The organism is Romboutsia sp. BSD2780061687b_171204_C1 (assembly GCF_015560225.1).
GTDB lineage: Bacteria > Bacillota > Clostridia > Peptostreptococcales > Peptostreptococcaceae > Romboutsia_C > Romboutsia_C hominis.
Window position 1 is genome coordinate 134,519 of record NZ_JADMRK010000001.1, and the last position, 21,492, is coordinate 156,010.

19 protein-coding genes are annotated in these 21,492 nt (G+C 27.1%); 11 read left to right on the forward strand and 8 right to left on the reverse strand.

Annotation, left to right across the window (positions count from 1 at the left end; all coding sequences use genetic code 11):
* Window positions 1-20: 20 nt before the first annotated feature.
* From I2H23_RS15550 to I2H23_RS00710, 3 genes are all read left to right on the forward strand, one after another.
* Window positions 21-2,030, forward strand: a complete 2,010-nt coding sequence (locus I2H23_RS15550; protein ID WP_092927108.1) for a sensor histidine kinase — start codon at window positions 21-23, stop codon at window positions 2,028-2,030.
* Window positions 2,031-2,108: 78 nt separating this feature from the next.
* On the forward strand, window positions 2,109-2,300 hold the full coding sequence (locus I2H23_RS00705; RefSeq protein ID WP_092927106.1) for a hypothetical protein: 192 nt from the start codon (window positions 2,109-2,111) through the stop codon (window positions 2,298-2,300).
* Window positions 2,301-2,448: 148 nt separating this feature from the next.
* Window positions 2,449-4,446 carry an MFS domain-containing histidine kinase gene (locus I2H23_RS00710; protein ID WP_092927104.1) on the forward strand — a complete coding sequence of 666 codons (1,998 nt, stop codon included), beginning with the start codon at window positions 2,449-2,451 and terminating at the stop codon, window positions 4,444-4,446.
* A 204-nt stretch (window positions 4,447-4,650) separates the two neighbouring features.
* Here the strand turns inward: I2H23_RS00710 and I2H23_RS00715 are convergent, their stop codons facing one another.
* Window positions 4,651-5,109, reverse strand: a complete 459-nt coding sequence (locus tag I2H23_RS00715; RefSeq protein WP_195580863.1) for a threonine/serine exporter family protein — start codon at window positions 5,107-5,109, stop codon at window positions 4,651-4,653.
* Window positions 5,110-5,127: 18 nt separating this feature from the next.
* A complete protein-coding gene (locus I2H23_RS00720; protein WP_176698703.1) occupies window positions 5,128-5,895 on the reverse strand; it encodes a threonine/serine exporter family protein in 768 nt (255 codons plus the stop codon).
* A gap of 659 nt (window positions 5,896-6,554) precedes the next feature.
* Between I2H23_RS00720 and I2H23_RS00725 the strand changes: the two genes are divergently transcribed.
* The 3 genes from I2H23_RS00725 (at window position 6,555) to I2H23_RS00735 (ending at window position 12,242) form a co-directional block, all read left to right on the forward strand.
* Complete coding sequence (locus I2H23_RS00725) at window positions 6,555-7,391, forward strand: aldo/keto reductase (protein ID WP_092927098.1); 837 nt, start codon at window positions 6,555-6,557, stop codon at window positions 7,389-7,391.
* 232 nt (window positions 7,392-7,623) lie between these two features.
* Window positions 7,624-8,214 carry an ATP-dependent Clp protease proteolytic subunit gene (locus I2H23_RS00730; RefSeq protein ID WP_092927096.1) on the forward strand — a complete coding sequence of 197 codons (591 nt, stop codon included), beginning with the start codon at window positions 7,624-7,626 and terminating at the stop codon, window positions 8,212-8,214.
* Between the two features lie 221 nt (window positions 8,215-8,435).
* Window positions 8,436-12,242, forward strand: coding sequence for a multicopper oxidase domain-containing protein (locus tag I2H23_RS00735; protein WP_195580864.1), 3,807 nt, complete (start codon window positions 8,436-8,438; stop codon window positions 12,240-12,242).
* Between the two features lie 170 nt (window positions 12,243-12,412).
* Here I2H23_RS00735 and deoD read toward each other — a convergent pair whose 3' ends face one another.
* Together deoD and I2H23_RS00745 are read right to left on the reverse strand one after the other, a co-directional pair.
* Entirely contained in the window at window positions 12,413-13,120 is a 708-nt protein-coding gene (gene deoD, locus I2H23_RS00740; RefSeq protein ID WP_092927092.1) for a purine-nucleoside phosphorylase, read from the reverse strand.
* Between the two features lie 38 nt (window positions 13,121-13,158).
* A complete protein-coding gene (locus I2H23_RS00745) occupies window positions 13,159-14,178 on the reverse strand; it encodes a BMP family lipoprotein (protein WP_092927090.1) in 1,020 nt (339 codons plus the stop codon).
* A gap of 231 nt (window positions 14,179-14,409) precedes the next feature.
* Here I2H23_RS00745 and I2H23_RS00750 point away from each other — a divergent pair, with 231 nt between their 5' ends.
* Window positions 14,410-15,774 carry an amidohydrolase gene (locus I2H23_RS00750; RefSeq protein ID WP_092927088.1) on the forward strand — a complete coding sequence of 455 codons (1,365 nt, stop codon included), beginning with the start codon at window positions 14,410-14,412 and terminating at the stop codon, window positions 15,772-15,774.
* Window positions 15,775-15,859: 85 nt separating this feature from the next.
* On the opposite strand, the gene I2H23_RS00755 is transcribed toward I2H23_RS00750, so the two are convergent.
* Window positions 15,860-16,942: a lysylphosphatidylglycerol synthase transmembrane domain-containing protein gene (locus tag I2H23_RS00755; protein WP_166504943.1), complete on the reverse strand. Its 1,083-nt coding sequence runs from the start codon at window positions 16,940-16,942 to the stop codon at window positions 15,860-15,862.
* 364 nt (window positions 16,943-17,306) lie between these two features.
* Between I2H23_RS00755 and I2H23_RS00760 the strand changes: the two genes are divergently transcribed.
* On the forward strand, window positions 17,307-17,468 hold the full coding sequence (locus I2H23_RS00760; protein ID WP_166504944.1) for a hypothetical protein: 162 nt from the start codon (window positions 17,307-17,309) through the stop codon (window positions 17,466-17,468).
* A 120-nt stretch (window positions 17,469-17,588) separates the two neighbouring features.
* Window positions 17,589-17,780: a small, acid-soluble spore protein, H family gene (locus I2H23_RS00765; RefSeq protein ID WP_092927084.1), complete on the forward strand. Its 192-nt coding sequence runs from the start codon at window positions 17,589-17,591 to the stop codon at window positions 17,778-17,780.
* A 90-nt stretch (window positions 17,781-17,870) separates the two neighbouring features.
* Here the strand turns inward: I2H23_RS00765 and glsA are convergent, their stop codons facing one another.
* Window positions 17,871-18,797 (reverse strand): glutaminase A, encoded by a 927-nt coding sequence (gene glsA, locus I2H23_RS00770; protein WP_092927082.1) that lies wholly within the window; start codon window positions 18,795-18,797, stop codon window positions 17,871-17,873.
* 245 nt (window positions 18,798-19,042) lie between these two features.
* Here glsA and sstT point away from each other — a divergent pair, with 245 nt between their 5' ends.
* The gene (sstT, locus tag I2H23_RS00775; protein ID WP_092927080.1) at window positions 19,043-20,263 is read left to right on the forward strand and encodes a serine/threonine transporter SstT; all 1,221 of its coding nucleotides are present in this window, start codon (window positions 19,043-19,045) and stop codon (window positions 20,261-20,263) included.
* Window positions 20,264-20,394: 131 nt separating this feature from the next.
* Here sstT and I2H23_RS00780 read toward each other — a convergent pair whose 3' ends face one another.
* Window positions 20,395-20,571 carry a linear amide C-N hydrolase gene (locus I2H23_RS00780; RefSeq protein ID WP_330615390.1) on the reverse strand — a complete coding sequence of 59 codons (177 nt, stop codon included), beginning with the start codon at window positions 20,569-20,571 and terminating at the stop codon, window positions 20,395-20,397.
* A 123-nt stretch (window positions 20,572-20,694) separates the two neighbouring features.
* Window positions 20,695-20,862, reverse strand: coding sequence for a (2Fe-2S)-binding protein (locus tag I2H23_RS00785; protein WP_092927076.1), 168 nt, complete (start codon window positions 20,860-20,862; stop codon window positions 20,695-20,697).
* 295 nt (window positions 20,863-21,157) lie between these two features.
* On the opposite strand from I2H23_RS00785, the gene I2H23_RS00790 reads away from it, so the two are divergent.
* Window positions 21,158-21,487 carry a DUF1540 domain-containing protein gene (locus tag I2H23_RS00790; RefSeq protein ID WP_092927074.1) on the forward strand — a complete coding sequence of 110 codons (330 nt, stop codon included), beginning with the start codon at window positions 21,158-21,160 and terminating at the stop codon, window positions 21,485-21,487.
* Window positions 21,488-21,492 lie beyond the last annotated feature (5 nt).

Genomic DNA, 21,492 nt, shown 5'->3' on the forward strand with positions numbered 1-21,492 from the left:
TTTATAAAAGGGGGCTTTTAGTGAGGGTGAGAAATGTCTTTAATAATTCCATAGAACAAAAAAGAATAAGTATGGTAATAATACTTTTAATATCAATGATAATATTTAGCTTATACATAATGAGGTTAAATTTGCTTGTAAACGAGGGAGTATCATTTGAGCTTACCAGGTCTTATTTTATAAGATTTTTCAATGCCGTTTTGTCAATACTAGGTATTTTAAGTTGTATTATATCTTATAATAGTAACAAAAAAAAGGAATTGTTTATAGTTGCATTAATGTACACTATATTTTTTATAGATATATTTGTATCAAACCAAATATATATTAAAAGTGATAAAACATATACATATTTTGCAATAGGAACATCTTTTATAAGGCTTATAGTTATGAGCATAGCAGCTAGTAACCTAGAAAAATTAAAAAATATAATTGATGAAAATAAAATAAAGGCTACATCAATAATTGTATTGATAACGTTTTTATTTATATACTTAGAGTATAAATATAATTTATATAATAATTTTCTAGATATTAATTTTATAAAAAATTATAACATATCATTATTTATAATATATTTAATTATATCAGGGATATTTTTCATAAAAAGTATAGTTAAAAAAGATTATATATATGGGGTAATAGGTTTTAGTGCCATAATGTTTTCTATAAAATCTATATATGATTATAGTAGTTTGATAAAACATAATGAAGAAATTAGCTTAACTGCAACATCGGTAATATATATGGGTTTTATTATATTTATAATAGGTCTATTTATAGAACTTAGTCAAAATATAAAGATGAATAGAAAATTAGATGAACAAAGGGACTTATTTTTTAAAATAGTAGAAGAAAATGAGTACAGTAGTATTGTTATATGTGATGAAGAATACAATATAAAATATGCTAATAAAAGAGCTAGAAATAATAACCTAAAAGCATTTAATATTAAAGAATCAAAAGGAGATAATGATAAACATAACTTAAAGTTTATACATTCAAGCAAATCAGTCCTTGATAAAGTTGAAAAAAAACTTAGAAAAGATGAAAATTATAGTGAAAGTATATACATACAAGAAAATGATATGATAGTAGATGTTTCTATACAGGAATTTGAAAAAAATAACACCATATACAAGTTGGTAAGATTAAAGGATGTATCTGAAAAGTACAAAATGGAAAAAGCATTACTAGAGTATGAAAATATAAGACAACAAGAACAAATTAAAACAGAATTTTTTGCTAATATAAGTCACGAACTAAAGACACCATTAAATATAATATACTCGACTATGCAATTATTAACGGCTAGTACACAAAAAAGTGATTTTAAAAATATATACTTAAGGTATAAAGGTTGCTTAGATATAAATTGTAAAAGAATGCTTAGGCTAATAGATAATATAGTAGATGTTACTAAGTTTGAAGTAGGATATAAGGTTCCTCAGTATGGAAACTATGATATAGTGGGAATTGTTGAGGGGATAACTACATCTGTTATAAACTATGCTAGTATTAAAAATATAGAAGTTATATTTGATACAGATGTAGAGGAACTTGATATAAAATTAGACCCAGACATGATGGAAAGAGTTATGTTAAATCTGCTATCAAATGCTATAAAATTTAGTAATAAAGGTGGTACTATCCTAGTAGATATATCAACTAATAAAAAATGGGTTAAAATAAAAGTAAAGGACGAAGGTATCGGTATACCTTCTCATATTAAATCAAGGGTATTTGATAGATTTGTTCAATGTGATAAATCTTTGAGAAGAGAAAATGAAGGTAGTGGCATAGGATTGAGTATAGTAAAATCTATAATTGAGCTGATGGATGGCAAAATTTACTTAAAAAGCGAGGAAAATATAGGTTCAGAATTTACTATTTTGCTACCTAATAAAGTATTAAAAGAATACAATCAAAATAAAGTTATACATAAAGATTATGATATAGATATACAAAGAATACAATTAGAATTTTCAGATATATATGAGTTATATAATGAAAGTTCTTATATACTATAAAGCTTTTTAATTATAATAATATATTTACAATTTAGCATAAATATTATTAATAATATTTAAAACAAAGGAACTAGATAGATGAAAAAGATAGTATTTAGATGGATAGTATTTTTAACAGTACCATCAATAGTTCTAGTAACTTATGTACTATCAACTAGGGTTGGAGTAAAATCTTATGAAATCGAATTTTTAATAATGCTAGGGCTTTTTTTAGGTATAATTATAGGTGGAGTTTATGAAGGGATTAGAATAATAAAATTAAAAAAATAAACTAAGAAGCTATATATAAAATCTAATGTTTATATATAGTTTTTTAGTATGGTAAATAATAAGATATATTATTAAATATAATCTAAAAAACAAAAATTTACAATTTATATGATATAATCACATATCATAGTATTGAAGGGGGATTTTAATGAAAAATTTTAATGTTTTTGAGGATATAAGAGAAGAAAATAAAAATAATATGATAATTATATTTCTAATATCTATTATAGTATTTGGGGTTTATATAATAAGATTAGGATCACTTATAGATGGACAATCAAATTTTGAATTCACAAGATCAGAGTTTATAAGGTTTTTCAATGCGATTTTAGCTGCATTAGGAGTTTTAAGTTGTTTACTATCATATAGTAGCAATAAGAAAAAAGAGTTATTTTTAATATCACTAATGTATATAGTTTTTTTATTAGATATATGTATTTCTAATCAATTAAACTATGAAAGTAATAATGTTGAGGTATATCTTGCAATAGGGACAACGTTTATAAGAGTTGTAATCGCACTTATATCTATTAGTAACATGGAAAATCTTAAAGGCTTTATTATAGAAAATAAAGTTAAAGCATTTATAATAGTGGTAATTAGCACTTTTATGGTTACGTATATAGAGTATAACTACAAAATTTCAGAAAGTATAATGAATATGGAATTTTTCATAGCATATAATATACTACTATTTTTTATATATTTATTTATAGCTGTTATTTTTTATATAAAAAGTATATCAGAAAAAGAATATATATATGGAGTAATAGCATCTAGTATACTCATGTTTGCAACAAAGTCTATATATTCTATAGCAAGTTATATATATACGAATGATGAAATTAGATTAACATCAGTTTCAATAACTTATATAGGTTTTATAATGTTTATATTAGGGTTATTTATAGAACTTAGCGAAAATGTAAAGAAAAACAAAAAACTAGAAGAGCAAAAAGGTCTATTTTTTAGTATAGTAGAAGAAAGTAAACATAATAATATAATAATCTGTGATGAAAAATATAACATTAAATATTTAAATAAAAAGGCTATATCAAGTAGGAAGGAAGAGTATTCAGATTATTTATGCCGTGATAGAGAATATAAACTTAATATTGACAAGATATTTAAGGGAAAAATATTTTTTTATGAAATAGAAGAATGTTTACAAAAATATGATCATTATAACAAAGAAATATACATAGAAGGTGAAGATATATTCATAGATATATCTATACAATTATTTAAAAAAAATGATAAGAGATATAAAGTTGTAATTATTAAGGATGTATCTGAAAAGTATAAAATGCAAACAGCTTTATTAGAATATAAAAATATGAAAAAAGAAGAAAGAATGAAAAATGAATTTTTTGCTAATATAAGTCATGAACTTAAAACTCCTTTAAATATAATATATTCAACTATGCAACTATTAAATTATAGCTTAGATAAAAATAACTTTAAGGAAATATACTTAAAATATAAAAATAGCTTAGATATAAATTGCAAAAGAATGCTTAGATTAATAGATAATATAGTGGATATAACTAAATTAGAAGTAGGGTTTAAAGTTCCAGACTTTAGTAACTATGATATAGTAAGACTTGTTGAGGGGATAAGTACATCTGTTGTAAATTATGCTAAGGTAAAAGAAATTGATGTAATATTTGATACAGATGTAGAAGAGCTTAACATAAAATGTGATCCAGATATGATAGAAAGAGTCATGTTAAATTTATTATCAAATGCTATCAAATTTAGTGATAATGGTGGAATTATTTTAGTAGATATATCAACTACAAACAAGTGGGTAAGTATCAAGGTAAAGGATGAGGGGATCGGTATACCTATTGAGATTCAAAATAAGATATTTGATAGATTTGTCCAGGGTGATAAGTCATTAAGAAGAGAAAATGAAGGTAGTGGAATAGGGTTAAGTATAACAAAATCTATTGTTGAGTTAATGGGTGGTAATATAAACTTAAAAAGTGATGGGGTAAGAGGAACAGAGTTTACTATTTTATTACCTAATGAAGTTTTAGAAGAGGAAAATAGCAAAAAAATAGTAAATAATGTTTACAAAGTAGATATACAAAAGATACAGCTAGAGTTTTCAGATATATATGAACTTTATGATGTAGTATAAATATATTTAGTGAAATAATATCAAATTAAAATTAATATAATAAAGAGTATAATTAAGTATCCAAAAGCTGACTACTAAACTTAATAGGAGTCAGCTTTTTTAATTAGCAAAATACCCTAGTTTAATATTATACAGAAAAGACCTCATATAAATACCTTTTACGTGTTTTCGATATAGGGTCTTTTTTGTACTTATTTTAATCATTTAACTAAGATTATAAGATTTAATTTTATGAAAAACTTTTAATGATTGTACAAATATGAAAAAACCAATAACTATTCCAAGAGATATTCCTAAAATTATCATAAAAGTTTCCATTCCCTTTTGTCTAAATACATTCATATTCATACTTATTGCTGCTAACATTGTATAATAAAAGCTACTACCTGGAAGTAATGGAACAACTGAAGGAATTAAACAAATATTAGCTGGTGTTTTTAACACACGTGCCATAATCTCAGAATATATACATACCAATATAGCAGATAAAAAATTTGCTAGAAATAAACTATTGCTCATATTCAAAACGAATAAATACATTATCCATGAAATAAATGCACCAAATGAGATTGGTATTAACTTTGACTTATCTACATTAAAGTAAATAGCAAAGCCAACTGTACCAGAGACAGCCGTTATAATTTGTATTGAATTACTATCCATAATTAAAATCCTCCAAGACTATATATGAAAAATACCAAATACTACAAGAGATAAGCCAAATCCTAATGCAACGGATAATGCAATTAAGACAGACTCAATTATTCTATAAAGACCGGCTATAATATCTCTATAAAATATATCTTTAACACCATTTACTAGCGCTAATGTAGGAATAAATAACATTATATTTCCTATCATAATTTTATCTACATTTTGTCCTAGTCCAAATTTAACTAAAATTATTCCGAAACATCCTGTTATAAAACTTAAAATCATTGTATATATCAAATTATTAGAACCATTCAAATTACAATATTTTTCCATAAAGAAAACAATCCCACCTATTACCCCTGCTAATATACCATCTAAAAAGCTTCCTCCAAAAAATATAGCAAAGGATAGAGAAGATAAAATATATCCAACACAGTTATAATAGCCGGAATTGACTGAGGAAACAGCCTTTTTAGTCATATACTCAATATCTTTTATATTTGGGGCATTTTTACAAATATATCTTGATAATTCATTTAAAGACTCTAATTTTCCTAAGTTATTTGATACCTTTTCTATTCTTACTGATTGAGTAGAATGATATCCTTCTTTAGTTTTTATAGTTGCAATTATTAAGGTTGTTAAAGCATAAATTTCTACATTATCTATACTATAAGTCTTACAAATACGTCTAATGCTATCTTCAACTCTCCATATTTCAGCACCAGCACTTAACATTGATTTTCCAATTTCAAGGGCAACACTTAATAAATATTCACTTTCTCTCTGATTCATAATATATATCTCCATCAAATATATGTCTTAATTTTAGTACTTTAGTTTAATAATATCTAAATACATACTTATATTACTCAAATGGTTGATTTATGTAACTTCATCAAAAAATTTATAAAATACAATTCATCATTAAAAAACTCATGATGAAGCCATATGTATATGAAAATATATAAATTCATAAAAATTAGATTTATAATTTAAATTCGAAATTCCAGTCTTGGAATTTAATTTTTCCTTAGTAATAAAAAAATTTATTTTACCCATATCATACCTTCTTTTTTTATTAGATTTAAATCTGATAAGAAAAAACTTACTATGATCTCAATTATTTGTTAATGAAGTTACTTAAGCTTATGAGCTATATAAATAGTAACTATATTTACAATATATATTGTAAAATTTTGTATTTTTATGTAAGAATTTCACGACATATAGTATAACACAAAGTAGATTAAAAATATATTCTCTTATATATAAGTAATTTGAAAATAGAATTGATAATATTTAATGTGTAATCTATACTTAAAAGGTAACTAGTTAAATGCTCAGATGATAATGAAATAATGCAAAAAAAGCATATATCTAGGCAATGTTTTTTTATTGATTTAAATAATATATCAATAGATGAGATATTAATTAAAAGGGGAAAATTAATTATGCATGAAAAGTTTAAAATATTAAGCAATGATGTAAAAATACCTTTAGTTGGTTTTGGAACATACAAGTCAGGAAATGATGAAGAAACGGCTAGATTAGTAATAAAGGCTTTAAATGCAGGATATCGGATGATAGATACTGCCTATTTTTATGGAAATGAAGTTGGCATAGGTAAAGGGATAAAAGATAGTGAAATAAATAGAGAAGAAATATTTTTAGTAACTAAGCTTTGGAATGATGACCATGGATATGAAAAAACTATTGAAGCTTTTAATAAATCACTAAATAATTTGCAAGTAGATTATATAGATTTATATTTAATTCATTGGCCAAATAAATTAAATAATGAAACATGGAAAGCATTTGAATACTTATACGAAACAGGAAAAGTAAAAGCTATAGGTGTATGCAATTTTAAAGTAAATCACTTAGAAGATCTAAAGAAAAGCGCAAAAATAATGCCAATGATAAATCAAGTAGAAATTCATCCTTTTAGTACTAAAAATGAAATTTTAAATTACTGTAAAGACAATAATATTCAAGTTATTGCATGGAGCCCTATAAGTAGGGGGAGGGTATTTTCTAGTGATTTAATGGTAAACTTATCAGAAAAATATAAAAAAACAATAGCTCAAATAGTATTGAGATGGCATATACAAAGAGGAATTATACCTATACCAAAATCGTCAAATGAAGATAGAATAAAAGAAAATATAGACATATTTAACTTTGAAATTTCAAATGAAGATATAGAAGCTATTAATTCATTAAATGAGGGCGATTATGTATCTGTATCAAAGCCTCCGATTAATACTATATATAATGAAGCAAAGTAGTTAAAAACATATCACTATAAGTGATGCGGTTTTTAACTTATAAATAAATGTATTATGTGTAATATGTCAAAAAAGAAAGTACTAATTATGAGTTTTATAAAAGATTTAGTTTTAATATTATTATGGATATGAAAATATTTATATAGTATTAAAATATAAATATAATTTAGAATAATTATGCTATACTTATTATTAACAGATTATTAAATTTACTAAATAATAGGGGGAACATATGAATAATCAAGGGGAAAATCAAAAGAATGTAAAAGATACATCTAGTGTAGTAGTAGAAAAACTATTAAATTCTAGATCAATAATCATTTCAGGAGAGATAAACCAAGAGTTGGCTGAAAAAGTAGCAACACAATTATTAATTCTACAGGAAATGGGAGACGAACCAATAAAGATATTTATTAATAGTCAAGGTGGTCATGTAGAAGCAGGGGATACTATACATGATATGATTAAGTTTATTAAACCTCGCGTTATTATAATAGGTACTGGATGGGTTGCAAGTGCAGGTATAACAATTTACCTTGCTGCTGACAAAGAAGACAGATATTCACTGCCTAATACTAGATATATGATACATCAACCATTAGGTGGATGTAGAGGTCAAGCTACAGATATACATATAGAAGCAAAAGAGATAGTAAGAGTTCGAAAAAGAATTAATAATATAATTAGTGCTGCTACAGGACAATCCTTAGAAAAGGTAGAAAAAGATACAGATAGAAACTACTGGTTAAATGCAGAGGAAGCAGTTGATTATGGTATAGTAAGTAAAGTTATATCAAGTTATGATGAGTTATCTAATTTATAAGATGTATATGTAATAAATAGAATAACTAATATATATGAAAAATTAAAATAATAAAAAAGCCGTATCACAATCAAATGATACGGCTTTTTTATATATTAGTAGATTATAAATTACTTAAATTCTTCCAAGGTTATAATATGTCAAAAAAGCAATAAAAGTGTAACTGTTTGAAACTATACATCATATTAATATATAAACACATAATTAAGGGAGGAATATAGGTGTATAGTAATAACTTTGACAATATAACTAGAAAATTTAATGTTACAGTATTATCCATTCCGATTGTATATGACTTTTTTGGTGACTATGATCCAAATGGAATGATGTATATATTAAGTGAAGATAAAGGGAAAGTGAAAGAGAAGGCTTTGAAAAATTTCAACAATAAAGATCAAAAAGGAGATCCACTTCCAATACCTACAGAAGAAGTTCAACCTCTTACAATAAGGGCAAATGTCGGAGATACAGTAAGAATAGAGTTTGAGCACAATGAAAATAGAAGGTTATCAATTCATATGCAAGGACTTAAGTACAGAAATATAAAATCTGATGGTGCTAATGTAGGTTACAATGAAGATTCTACAGTTGGTCCAGGTGAAAAGATAATATATGAATGGTATGCAGATAGAGAAGGAATATTTTACTTTAGTGATATGGGAGATACTAGATTTAGTGAAGATGCAACTAATATACATGGCCTATTTGGAGCACTTATAGTACAAGCTAAAGGATCTACATGGACAGACCCTGTAGATGGATCTGAACTTCGAAGCGGTATATTTGCTGATATACACAATCCATTTAAGCCAAGTTTTAGAGAATATGCAGTGTATTTTCATGATGAACTTGAAGTTGTAAATAGATTTGGAAATCAAATAATAGATCCTCATACTAATCAACCAATGGCAGTAACTGCTATCAGTTATAGATCAGAGCCAATGGTAAATAGAGCTAATTTAATACCGCTAAAAGATAGAGGTATTAAATGTTGTAATCCTTTTAATCCAGAGGATAGCTGCAGCCGTACAGATATAATAGAGCCTAATCATATGCTAGTAGATGGTGAAGACGTTTCTATGAGCTCATGGACTTATGGAGATCCATCAACTTTTATACCAAGAGCATATAAAGGAGACCCCTCAAAATTTAGACTTATACATGGAGGTGTATTAGAAACACATGTATTCCATCTTCATACACATCAATGGAAGTTAGAACCAGATGATCCGAATTCTATTATAATAGACTCTATATCAGTAAGCCCTCAAGAAAGTCATACTATAGATATATTACACGGAGCAGGAAGCTTACCTGGGTCTATAGGAGATCACATATGGCATTGTCATTTATACCCTCACTTTCATGAAGGAATGTGGTCTTTATGGAGAGTATTTGATAGATTAGAAACAGGCAAAGATGTAATACTTGAAAATGGAGAAATCATACGTCCACTATATCCAGATGGAACTTATATAAAAGCTCTAAATCCTTTACCAGATAGAGAAAAACCACCTAAAAAAGATTTAGACCATCCAGGGTATCCAGGGTTTATAAATGGAGTGTTTAAAGAAAGGGCAAAACAGCCGCCTTTAGGAATACTTAATCAAAACGGTCAAAATAAAATGTGCCCAACTGATATTGAAAGAGCAAACCTTTCGAAGGATGTTACTAGAGGAGCTTTATACACTCAACCTTGTCCAGATACAAGTAAATGCTACTTTAAAGAGCCAGATGCTATTTTTGAACTATTTGCACTACAAGCAAAATTGATATATAACAATGCAGGGTGGAATGATCCATATGGAAGATTTTATGTTATGAAAGAGCAAATAGAAGAATATACAGGACATAAGATGACAGATGAAAATAAAGAAAAGTTAGCTAAAATGTATGTAGCTGGAATAGAAAATGAAGAGATTAATGTAGAGCCATTAGTTATAAGAGCTAATGAGGGTGATTGTATAGAAGTTAGACTTACTAATTTCTTACCAGAAACATTACCGAAAACAGAATTTCAATTAGAAACTTTAACTGATAATGTAGGCTTTCATATACATTTAGTTAAGTTTGATGTTATAGCTTCAGATGGTGGTGCAAATGGATATAATAATATGGCTTCTGTTTTTTATGGAGAAACTATAGTAGAAAGATATTATGCTAATGAAGAATTAAATGCTTGTTTCTTCCACGACCATCTTAATCCAAATTCACATCAACAACATGGAGTGTTTGGAAGTCTTATAATAGAACCTAAAGGATCCACATACCATGATCCGAAAACAGGTAATCCAATAAAATATGGGACAAAAGCAGTAATAAAAACACCTTCAGGTAGAACTTTCAGGGAGTTTGGATTATTTGTTCATGACTTTGCATTACTATTTGATAAAGATAAAAATCCATTAAATCCACCGCCATTTTCAGGGTCACATGATGATCCAGGTGTTATGGGCATAAATTATAAATGCGAACCCTTAAGAGAAAGATTAAATGGTAATGACCCAAATCATGTATTTAATGATCCAGCTTATGTATTTAGTTCTAACGTACATGGTGACCCAGTGACACCATTACTAGAAACATATCCAGGAGATGAAATTGTAATAAGATTATTAGATGGAGCACAAGAAGAGCAACATGCATTTAATATAAATGGAATGAAGTGGAGAAAAGAAATAACAGATAAAAAATCACCATTAGTTCAATCTCAAACATTAGGAATATCAGAAGCATTTAATATAAAAATAACAGATGACTATAAAGCAGGTGATTATATTTATTACTTTGGAGGACAAGATGATTTCTGGTTAGGTTTATGGGGAATAATAAGAGTTTATAAAGATAAAACTGAAAAATTATTGCCTATAGGTAATAATAATAATTGTATAAATAATATGGATACAATGAAAAATAAAAATATAATCACTAGAGAGTTTCATATAGCAGCCATCCAAAAAGATATACTATATAATAATTTTAAAGATCATGATCCAGATGGATTGTTATTTGTGCCATATGAACACAAAGATGCTATAATTAATGGAACGATGGAACCAATTCCATTAATATTAAGAGCAAATAAAGGTGAATATATAAAAGTAACTTTAACTAATTTATTCACTAAACCAATACCATACCAAGATTTTCCAGGAGTACCAGTGGATAAAGAAATTAAGCCGTCTATGAGGGTAGGAATTAGCCCACAATTTTTAAAATTTGATCCAATAAATAGTAGTGGTATAAATATAGGATATAACGATGTAGATCAAACTGTAGGACCTGGAGAAAGTATAGAATATTTATGGTACGCAGATGAAGAATATGGAACTTGCTTATTATCATCATTTACAGATATAAGAAATCATAGATATCATGGTTTATTTGGAGCAATAATAATAGAGCCAGAAGGATCACAAATACGTAGTTCTAGCAATAATGGAAATAAAGACAATTATAAAGAACAAGTAACAGTATCTGTAGATGGAAATGAACAATTTAGAGAGTTTGTAATGTTTATGCACAATGGAATAAGACTTTTGGATGCACATGGTAATTTAATAAAAACTAATCAAGTAAATGAAGATGGTGAAGTACCTGAACCAGTAGATTTTGAAGATAGAGGTGAAAAAGGATTTAATTACAGATCAGAAAGATTTTTTAATAGATTAAAATATAATCCTAACTATGATATATCAAAAATATTTAGCTCTAAAGTTCATGGAGATCCAGCTACACCAATATTTGAAGCTTCACCAGGAGAAAAAGTTATAATAAGACTTCTAATGCCAGCCGATAAGCCTAGAAATACTTGCTTTGTACTTCATGGACATGAATGGAAAGCCCAACCAGAAGAACCATTTACAAGAATCATATCAGCTCAAGGAGCTATGAATATAGGAAATGTGTTTAATATAGAATTACTAAATGGAGCATCCATGATACCTGGGGACTATTTATATAGATCTGGGCTTATAAGATGGGATATAGAATCAGGTATGTGGGGTATATTTAGAATTAATAATTAATACGTAAAGTCATATCTCAATTAAAAGATAGTCTTCATAAAATTAAATTAAAAAGCTATATAAACTTAAAGTTTATATAGCTTTTTAATTTAATTTGAAATTGATTGTAAAAATTTAGGTATTATATCATGATTGTAGTGCTTAAAGAAATAATTTCATAGATAATAACATTAAGCTAATTCTAAAGCAATTTCCATCATTTTAGTAAAAGCAGTTTGTCTTTCCATAGCAGTAGTAGCAACACCTTCAAAAGGTAAATCAGATATTGTTAACATACATAATGCATTAACTCCTGCACGAGCAGCGTTCATATATAAAGCAGCAGCCTCCATCTCAACAGCTAATACATTCATCTTACTCCATGATTTTAATGCATCTAAACCGCCATCGTTGTAGAAAACATCACTAGAGAATATGTTACCAACTACTGGAGTTATTCCCTTTTCTAAAGCTATATCATGAGCTTTTTTTACTAATTCAAAACTAGCTATTGGAGCAAATGTACCAGGTAAATTATACTGAGACCCGTAATTTGAATCAGTACAAGCTGCCATACCTATAACTATATCATGTATTTTTAGATTGCTATTTAAAGCACCAGCAGAACCTATTCTTATAAGATTTTTAACACCATAAAAATGTATTAATTCATAAGAATATATTCCCATAGAAGGTCCACCCATACCAGTACCTTGAACTGATATTCTTTTACCTTTGTAATATCCTGTATATCCGTACATTCCCCTAACCGTATTATACTCAACTGCATTTTCTAAAAAATTTTCAGCTATAAATTTAGCTCTTAATGGATCTCCAGGTAAAAGTATAGTTTCAGCTATATCTCCTAAATTTGCAGCGTTATGTGGTGTTAATCCCATGTCTAAATCCTCCTAAAATGTCATATATATTTTAAATATTATTTTCTATTATCATATTCCTTTTGATTAACAGGAATAGTTATTTCTCCCTTTTTCACTTTTTCAGTTTGTTCTTTAACAAATGCTAAAATTTCTTCATTAACATTTTTTTCAGTAGTAGGAGCTATTCCAACTCCATCTTCATTAATTCCGAAAACACTTATTTCCCCACCTTTAAAATCTCCGTTAACTAAATCTTTAACCGTATTATATACTACCATATCAACCCTTTTAATAGCAGAAGTTATAACATTGTCAGGTGCTAAAGAGTTTTGGTCTTTATCAACACCTATTGCCATTTTATTATTTTCTCTAGCAGCTTCTATAGCTCCCGAACCAGTATCTCCAGCTGCTGTAAATATTATATCTACATTATTTGAATGCATTTGATTAGCAATAGCTTTTCCTTTAGCCGCATCTGAATAAGTATCTGCATATTGTCTTAAAACTTTAGTACCCTTTCCTGCATCATCAACACCTGCTAAGAAACCATACTCAAAACTTTCTATTATTGGATTTTTAGTACCCCCTATAAAACCAACAGTATTAGTTTCAGTTTTCATACCAGCTATTAATCCTACTAAATAAGATGCTTCTTCAGCATTAAACATTATAGAGTTTACATTTGCTGGTTGCTTTTCATAAGAATGATCTATAATAGCGAATTTTTGATCTGGATAGTTTTCAGCAGCTTCTCTTATAGCTTCATCCATTTGAAAACCTATACCAATTACTAAGTCAGAATCATTATCTACAGCTGTTTCAACATTTTGAGCATAATCAGACACTTGTTTAGATTGTATGACTTCAACATCAACTCCAAGCTCTTTTTCAGCTTTTTGCAGTCCTTCCCAAGCTGATTGATTAAAAGACTGGTCATTTATACCACCTAAGTCAGATATCATAGTTATCTTTAAAGTATCAGATTCTTTACTACCACTACTTGAACTACATCCCACAAGAGCAAAAGACATCAATGATAAAACAACCCCTGCTGTCAATATTTTCTTAAACCTCATATTTTACCTCCAATGTTCATTGATTGATTTTATTTTAATATAAAACTTATATAAAATACAACAGTTTTTTATAAAAAAATACAAAATATGATATACTAATAAAAAATATTCAATAAGTATGATGTATTAAATAAAAATAATAAATAAATAAATCGTATTTTAAGTTTAAAATATTGAAAAATGTTCGTGATTAATATATAATTTTAAAAAATGAGAAAAAGGGAGTTTATTATGAAGCAGATACTTATAAAAAATGCATATTTGATAACAATGAATGGACAAAGGGAAGTTTATGAAAATGGCAAACTGTTAATAGAAGATAATAAAATAAAGGCAGTTGGAAATTTTGATGAAAGTATAGTAAGTTCTGGTGCAGAAGTGTATGATGCAAAAGGGAAAATACTTATGCCAGGATTAGTAAATACTCATGTTCATTTGTCTCAACAACTAGGCAGAGGAATAGCAGATGATGTAAATTTATTAACTTGGTTAAGAGAACGAGTATGGCCTTATGAAAGTAGTTTTGATTATGAAGATTCATTAATATCATCAACAGCTTGCTGTATAGAATTAATACGTTCAGGAGTAACAACTTTCTTAGAATCAGGCGGACAATATGTAGATGCAATGGTAGAAGCAGTAAATAAAACAGGAATAAGAGCATGTTTAGCAAAATCAGTAATGGATGAGGGGGAAGGATTACCTAAAGCATTTGATAAAGCTGCACAAGAAGAATTAGATACACAAGAAGAGTTATATAATAAATATAACAATACATCTAATGAAAGGGTAAAAATATGGTTTGCTCTTAGAACAATATTTAATAACTCTGATGAATTAATACTTAAAACTAAACAATTAGCAGATAAATACAAAACAGGTATACATATGCATGTTGCTGAAATAGAAGATGAAGTTGAATTTGCAAAGCTTAGAGCAGGGCTTACAACAGTAGAACATCTAAATAAATTAGGAGTGCTAGATAAAAATTTATTGGCTGTTCATACAGTATGGTTAACAGAAAGAGAAATAGAGCTATTTAGATTCTATGATGTTAAAGTTTCACATAATCCAGCAGCAGCTATGAAAGTAGTATTAGGGTTTGCATCAGTACCTGAAATGTTAGAAAAGGGAATACCTGTATCAATAGGAACAGATGGAGCTCCGTCAAACAATAGAATGGACATGATGAGAGATATGTACCTAACATCATTAATACATAAAGGTAGAACGTTAAACCCAGAAGTTGTAAATGCAGAGACAGTATTAGAAATGGCTACTATAAACGGTGCAAAGTGTGCATTATTAGAAAAGGAAATAGGAAGTCTTGAAGTTGGTAAAAAAGCAGATATGATAATACTTAACCCAAACACTATACATTCACTTCCAATGCATAATCCAATAGGAAATATAGTATACTCTATGAGTAGTGAAAATATTGAATCAACAATATGTGATGGTAAGTGGTTAATGAAAGAAAAAGAAATATTAGTATTAGATGAGGTAGAGCTTTTAGAAAAAGTAAAGAATCAAGCAGAAAAAATAAGAAAAAAAGCTAATATAAACTTAACAACTAACTTTAAAGTAATAAAATAAATATGATAAATTAATAAATTATGTAATTTTAAATAAATATAAAAATCCAACAGTAAAAGCTGTTGGATTTTTATATTAGAATCTACTACTTACTAGTAGCCGTGTTCATTTTATACTTTGCAAATCTAAGCCATAATCTTATTTTTCTAAATACATTACCTTGAGATAATATAGTAAATAATCCACAAACTATTAAAATAAAATAATATACAAATATTCCATATAAGAATACAGAATAACCAATAATAGCTTTAGAGAATATACCACCAAATATTGTAAAGAATGCTATTTCATTAGCACCAACATTGCCTGGTGTAGGCATAGCAGAAACAGCCATATATAAAAAGACTTGTAGTGACAGCATATAAAAATAAGAAGCACCACTTAATCTAAGAGCTTTATATATACAAAATGCTATGCTAAAGTAAATAGTAAGCTGAACAATTGTAAGTAATGTAGATTTAAACAAAGCTTTCTTATCCTTTATAAAGGATTTAATGGAAAAATTATACTCATCTATAAAGCTATTCACTTTTGGTCGTTTGTTATCTAAAAATTTTAAAAATTTAATTTTACTTAATAAATTAAAAATAAAGTGAACAAACTTTTTAGTTTGAGTTGGTCTATAAACTATAAAAAATCCGAAGCATAAAGTAACTATATTAAGAGACATACCCATAGCAATGAAAGTAAGTACAGGTTTTAAAGTAGATTTAAGAACATCTACATTAAAAGCCATTAAAAAAATACAATATAAAGTTACCATAATTTGATATATAACAGTTTTATTAGAGACAACTGCAACAGCTTTGCTAGCTGATATATTAGATTTTGATAACTCATAAACTTGCATAGGTTGACTACCAGATGCCATAGGAGTAACTAAGTTATAATAAAGACCTAATATACCTACTTTATATCCTAAAAATTTGGTTTTAGCTCCATGTATAGAGTTTATTATAACTCTTAAAATATAACCTTCTAAAATTATATATGAAATCATTAATAAAAATCCAACAGCTATATACTTATAATCAATTACTTTTAAAATATCAGATAAAATATTTATATCTAATGTACTAGCGACTAAATAAGTGGTTACTGTCATTAAAAGGATTAAAAAAATGTATTGCAAAAGATTTTTAGGCTTTTTACTTATTTTTTTCATAATACCACCCCTATTTAAAAATGTCTATTTTCAACTCTTTTAATTAAGTTCGAAATAAAAAATAGTATCTATCAAATTTACAAAAAACTATTAAATTTGTATATAAGTGATTTTTTATATAACAATAAAAAATCACATTTATCTTGCAATAAATCTCTTTGAATTCACCAAAGTTTATCTAATGTAAGTTATATATATATTATACATATAAAAAAAGGAATTACAAATGTATATATCAACTAAACTTATAATAGTTTCATATAAAGCGATATGCAGATGGTAATATTAAAATATTAGAAGGATAAATCATGGATAAATAGAATAAATTTTGAAAAAACTAATGTAAAAGTTTTTAGGAGGAATTATGCTAAAGAAACATAATTGTTTACAAGTTATAGAAAATACTTATTTAAAAGAAACTAAAATTATAAAGGCAAGTACCCAAAAAGAGCTTCAAGAAAAGATAAATAGACAAGTAGAGTTATGGAATGACAAAGAGATTTATTTAAAGCAGCAGATGAAATAAAAGTATACTGGAATATGATTAAACATATTAAAGATATATATAGGATTATGATATGTATGTAAGAATAAAATAATTTAAAAATGAAAAACTAAGACTAAAACAACATTTAGGAGGAACATCATGCAATTAAGAAGAGCAGCAGAGATAATGAACTCAAAGCAAAAGGAAAATATCGTAGTATATTATCAAAATGAGCCAGTAAATATAGTTAGTCTTAATAGTAATATAGGAACTGCATATGTTAAATCAATAAATAATAAAAGAGGTTTTGATATTTTAATAGAAGAGCTAAGTGAGAAAAAACAACAATAGAGAAAATTAATAGATTACATAATAATCTATATGCTTAACATACAATCATAAAAAGATGCTTAAAATAATTATTTTAAGCATCTTTTTAATTTAATCAAATATATCTAAAACTAGCTCGTTAGACAACTGTTGTAAAATCTTAACACCAGCAACACTATTACCCATAGCATCAAGTGAAGGTCCAAATACACCTATTCCCATTTTATTAGGTACAGTAGCAAGTATACCACCGCCAACACCAGATTTAGCAGGTATTCCAATATGTACTGCAAAATCACCAGATTCATCATAAAGGCCACAAGTAACCATTATAGACTTAACAATAGTACAAATATCTCTAGGTATAATCATTTCGCCAGTAAAAGGACTGACTCCTTTGTTAGCTAAAATAGCCCCAATCCTTGCCAAATCCATAGCAGTAACAGAAATAGAACATTGTCTAAAATAACAGTCTAAAACATCTTCAACATTATCAATTAGGCCATGCCCCTTCATGTAATAAGCTAAAGACCTATTTATATCACCAGTTCTTTTTTCAGATAAATAAATATCTTCAATTACATGAATATTAGGATTGTTAGTTAACTTTCTAGTAAATTCTAATATTCTATTGGTTTTCTCATTACTATTTTTACCCATTATAAGTGAATTAACAATAATAGCACCTGCATTTATAAATGGATTAGATGGATAAGGCTTATTATTTATTTTCATATTAAGAATAGAATTAAAAGCAAAACCACTAGGCTCAACCCCTATTTTTCTAAAAACATACTGTGGTGAATTATCCATCATAGCCATTATAAGAGCTATGACCTTAGAAGTACTTTCTATTGCAAAAGATTTATTATAATCTCCAGCAAAGTATTCCTTACAATTGCAATCTCTCAAATCTACAATAGCTACACCAAGCTGGTTTTCATCAACTTCAGCAAGTGCTGGTATATAGGTAGCTACATGACCATTTTTTATGTATTTTTTGTTTTCATTAACTATTTTGTTTAGTAAATCAAACATAAAAATCGCTTCCTTTTTTATAAAATTTGTTATTAGTAGTGTACTTACCCTAAAGCACATCAAAAAAACATATCTAAAAATTCAAAAAATATTATAAAAATTAACTATTAACAAATTTAGAATCTATACAATCAAATCATTACTTAACTTTATATATAAAGTTAAAAATAAATAGAATAGGATTAGTAAAAAAGCATATATACTCTATAAGAACTAAAAATAGAAGAAAGAAAAAGGGGGAGATCATGAAGGGTTTAATAAACAAATGGAATAAAATAAGTTTGGTAAAAAGAATATTAATAGGACTGATAATAGGAATAATACTTGCGCTTACAGCTAAAGACATAGCAAGTCCAATAGTGATTTTTGGTTCTTTATTCGTAGGGGCATTAAAAGCAGTAGCACCAATTCTTGTATTTTTCTTAGTAATGTCAGCGATATCTAGCCATGAAAAAGGTCAGCAAACAAATATGAAATCAATTTTAGTACTTTATTTGTTAGGAACATTTTTAGCTGGATTAACAGCAGTAGTGGGAAGTTTTATATTTCCAACAACATTAACATTAGTAGAGGGAGCTAAAGATGTTGTACCACCAGAAGGTATAGTAGAAGTATTAAAATCATTACTAATGAATGTGGTTGATAATCCAGTAAGTGCACTTTTAAATGCAAATTATATAGGTATATTATCATGGTCATTAATGCTAGGATTAGCTTTAAAAAATGCCTCAAGTTCAACAAAATTAGTAATATCAAATGTATCAGATGCTCTATCAACGGTTGTAAGGTGGATAATAAATTTTGCACCACTTGGTATAATGGGATTGGTATTTAATTCTATAGCAACACAAGGAATAGAATCACTTCTTAGTTATGGACATTTAATAGTAGTATTAATAGGATGTATGGCATTTATAGCATTAGTAGTAAATCCTATAATAGCTTATGTATACATGAGAGAAAATCCATATCCTTTAGTATTTAAATGTTTGAAAAATAGTGGAATAACCGCATTTTTCACAAGAAGTTCAGCTGCAAATATACCAGTAAACATGAAGCTATGTGAAGAATTAAATTTAAATAAAGACACATACTCAGTATCAATACCACTAGGAGCAACTATAAATATGGCAGGAGCTGCTATAACAATATCAGTATTAACATTAGCAGCAGTCAATACTTTAGGAATAGAAGTAGATATGGGTATGGCATTATTGCTTAGTTTAATGTCAGCAGTAAGTGCTTGTGGAGCATCTGGAGTAGCAGGAGGGTCACTACTTTTAATACCTCTAGCTTGTAGCTTATTTGGTATATCAAACGATATAGCAATGCAAGTAGTAGGAGTAGGATTTATAGTAGGGGTTATACAAGATTCTTGTGAAACAGCACTAAATTCTTCTACGGATGTGCTTTTTACAGCCGTGGCAGAATATGCTAAAAATAGAAAAGAGAAAAAAGGAGCATAAAAATAAAACTTAAATGAGCGTAATTTATATATTTAAAATGTATTTATACTAAATTAGATAGAAAATAAAAAAGAGGATACTTATCCTCTTTTTTATTTAAATAAATTAAAGTATGTTTTAGATTACATAAACTAACTAGCAAAATGTATAACAGGTTTATTAATATATTTAAAAGACTTTAAAGTATCTGCATCTAAATTTTCTTTGAATATATCAATAGCAGTTATTTGACTGTTGTTGTAAGTAGTATAGTAATAAACTCCAGTTTCCTGGCACATACAAGCTTTATATAAAGTTATATCATTTATTGTTAAATTATTATATAAATTTTATAAACAAATAATTAAACTTAAAAATAAAAAATAATAAAACAAAAAAGTGCTTAATTTAAGCACTTTTTTTGTATGAGTAACATTTTTAAGATTTATTTATTATTTTTCTTTTAAGATTTCTTCTATAGAAGATACACATCTACCACATCCAGTAGCTGCACCAGTAGCATTTTTAATATCTTCTACTGTTTTAGCGCCTTCTTCTATAGCTTTTTTTATATCTAAATATTTAACTTGTTTACAAAAACATACTGTTTTATTTTCCATTTTAAATTCTCCTTTAAACTTTAATGTATTCTTACAATTGTAGATACCCAAGGAAAAGGTGTTCAATCATAAAAATTAAAATATTATGTCTTAAAAAGTTATCGCATCTATGTTTATATAATTAGCATATGTTATTTATTTTAAAGTATGAAACTTCTAATAAGACATCTAAATTATAATCTATACAAAAGAAAAATAAAGTACAGAAAAGATTTTTAAGTAAACAGTTGTATAATACTTTTTAAATTGTTAAAAATAATATTAGTTTAAAATATAAAAAGAAGGATGAGTATATATGAAAAAAATAAGTTGTAGTGTAACAAACTGTGCTCATAATTGTCAAGATACTTGTTATGCTAATCGTGTAAATATAGGTGGACAAGGAGCAAAAAATACAGAAGAAACATGTTGTGGTTCTTTCTTAGACAAAAGACATTACTCAACGTTAATAAATAATGCAAGTGAAGGTAAAAATTCAAGTAATGCTTGTGATTGTTTAATATGCAATGTAGCTACATGTACATATAACAATAACAAATTATGCAATGCAGATGTAGTACAAGTAAGTGGAGAAAATGTAAACTTATATATGGAAACAAAATGTTCTACATTCAAGCAAAAATAAGGAGG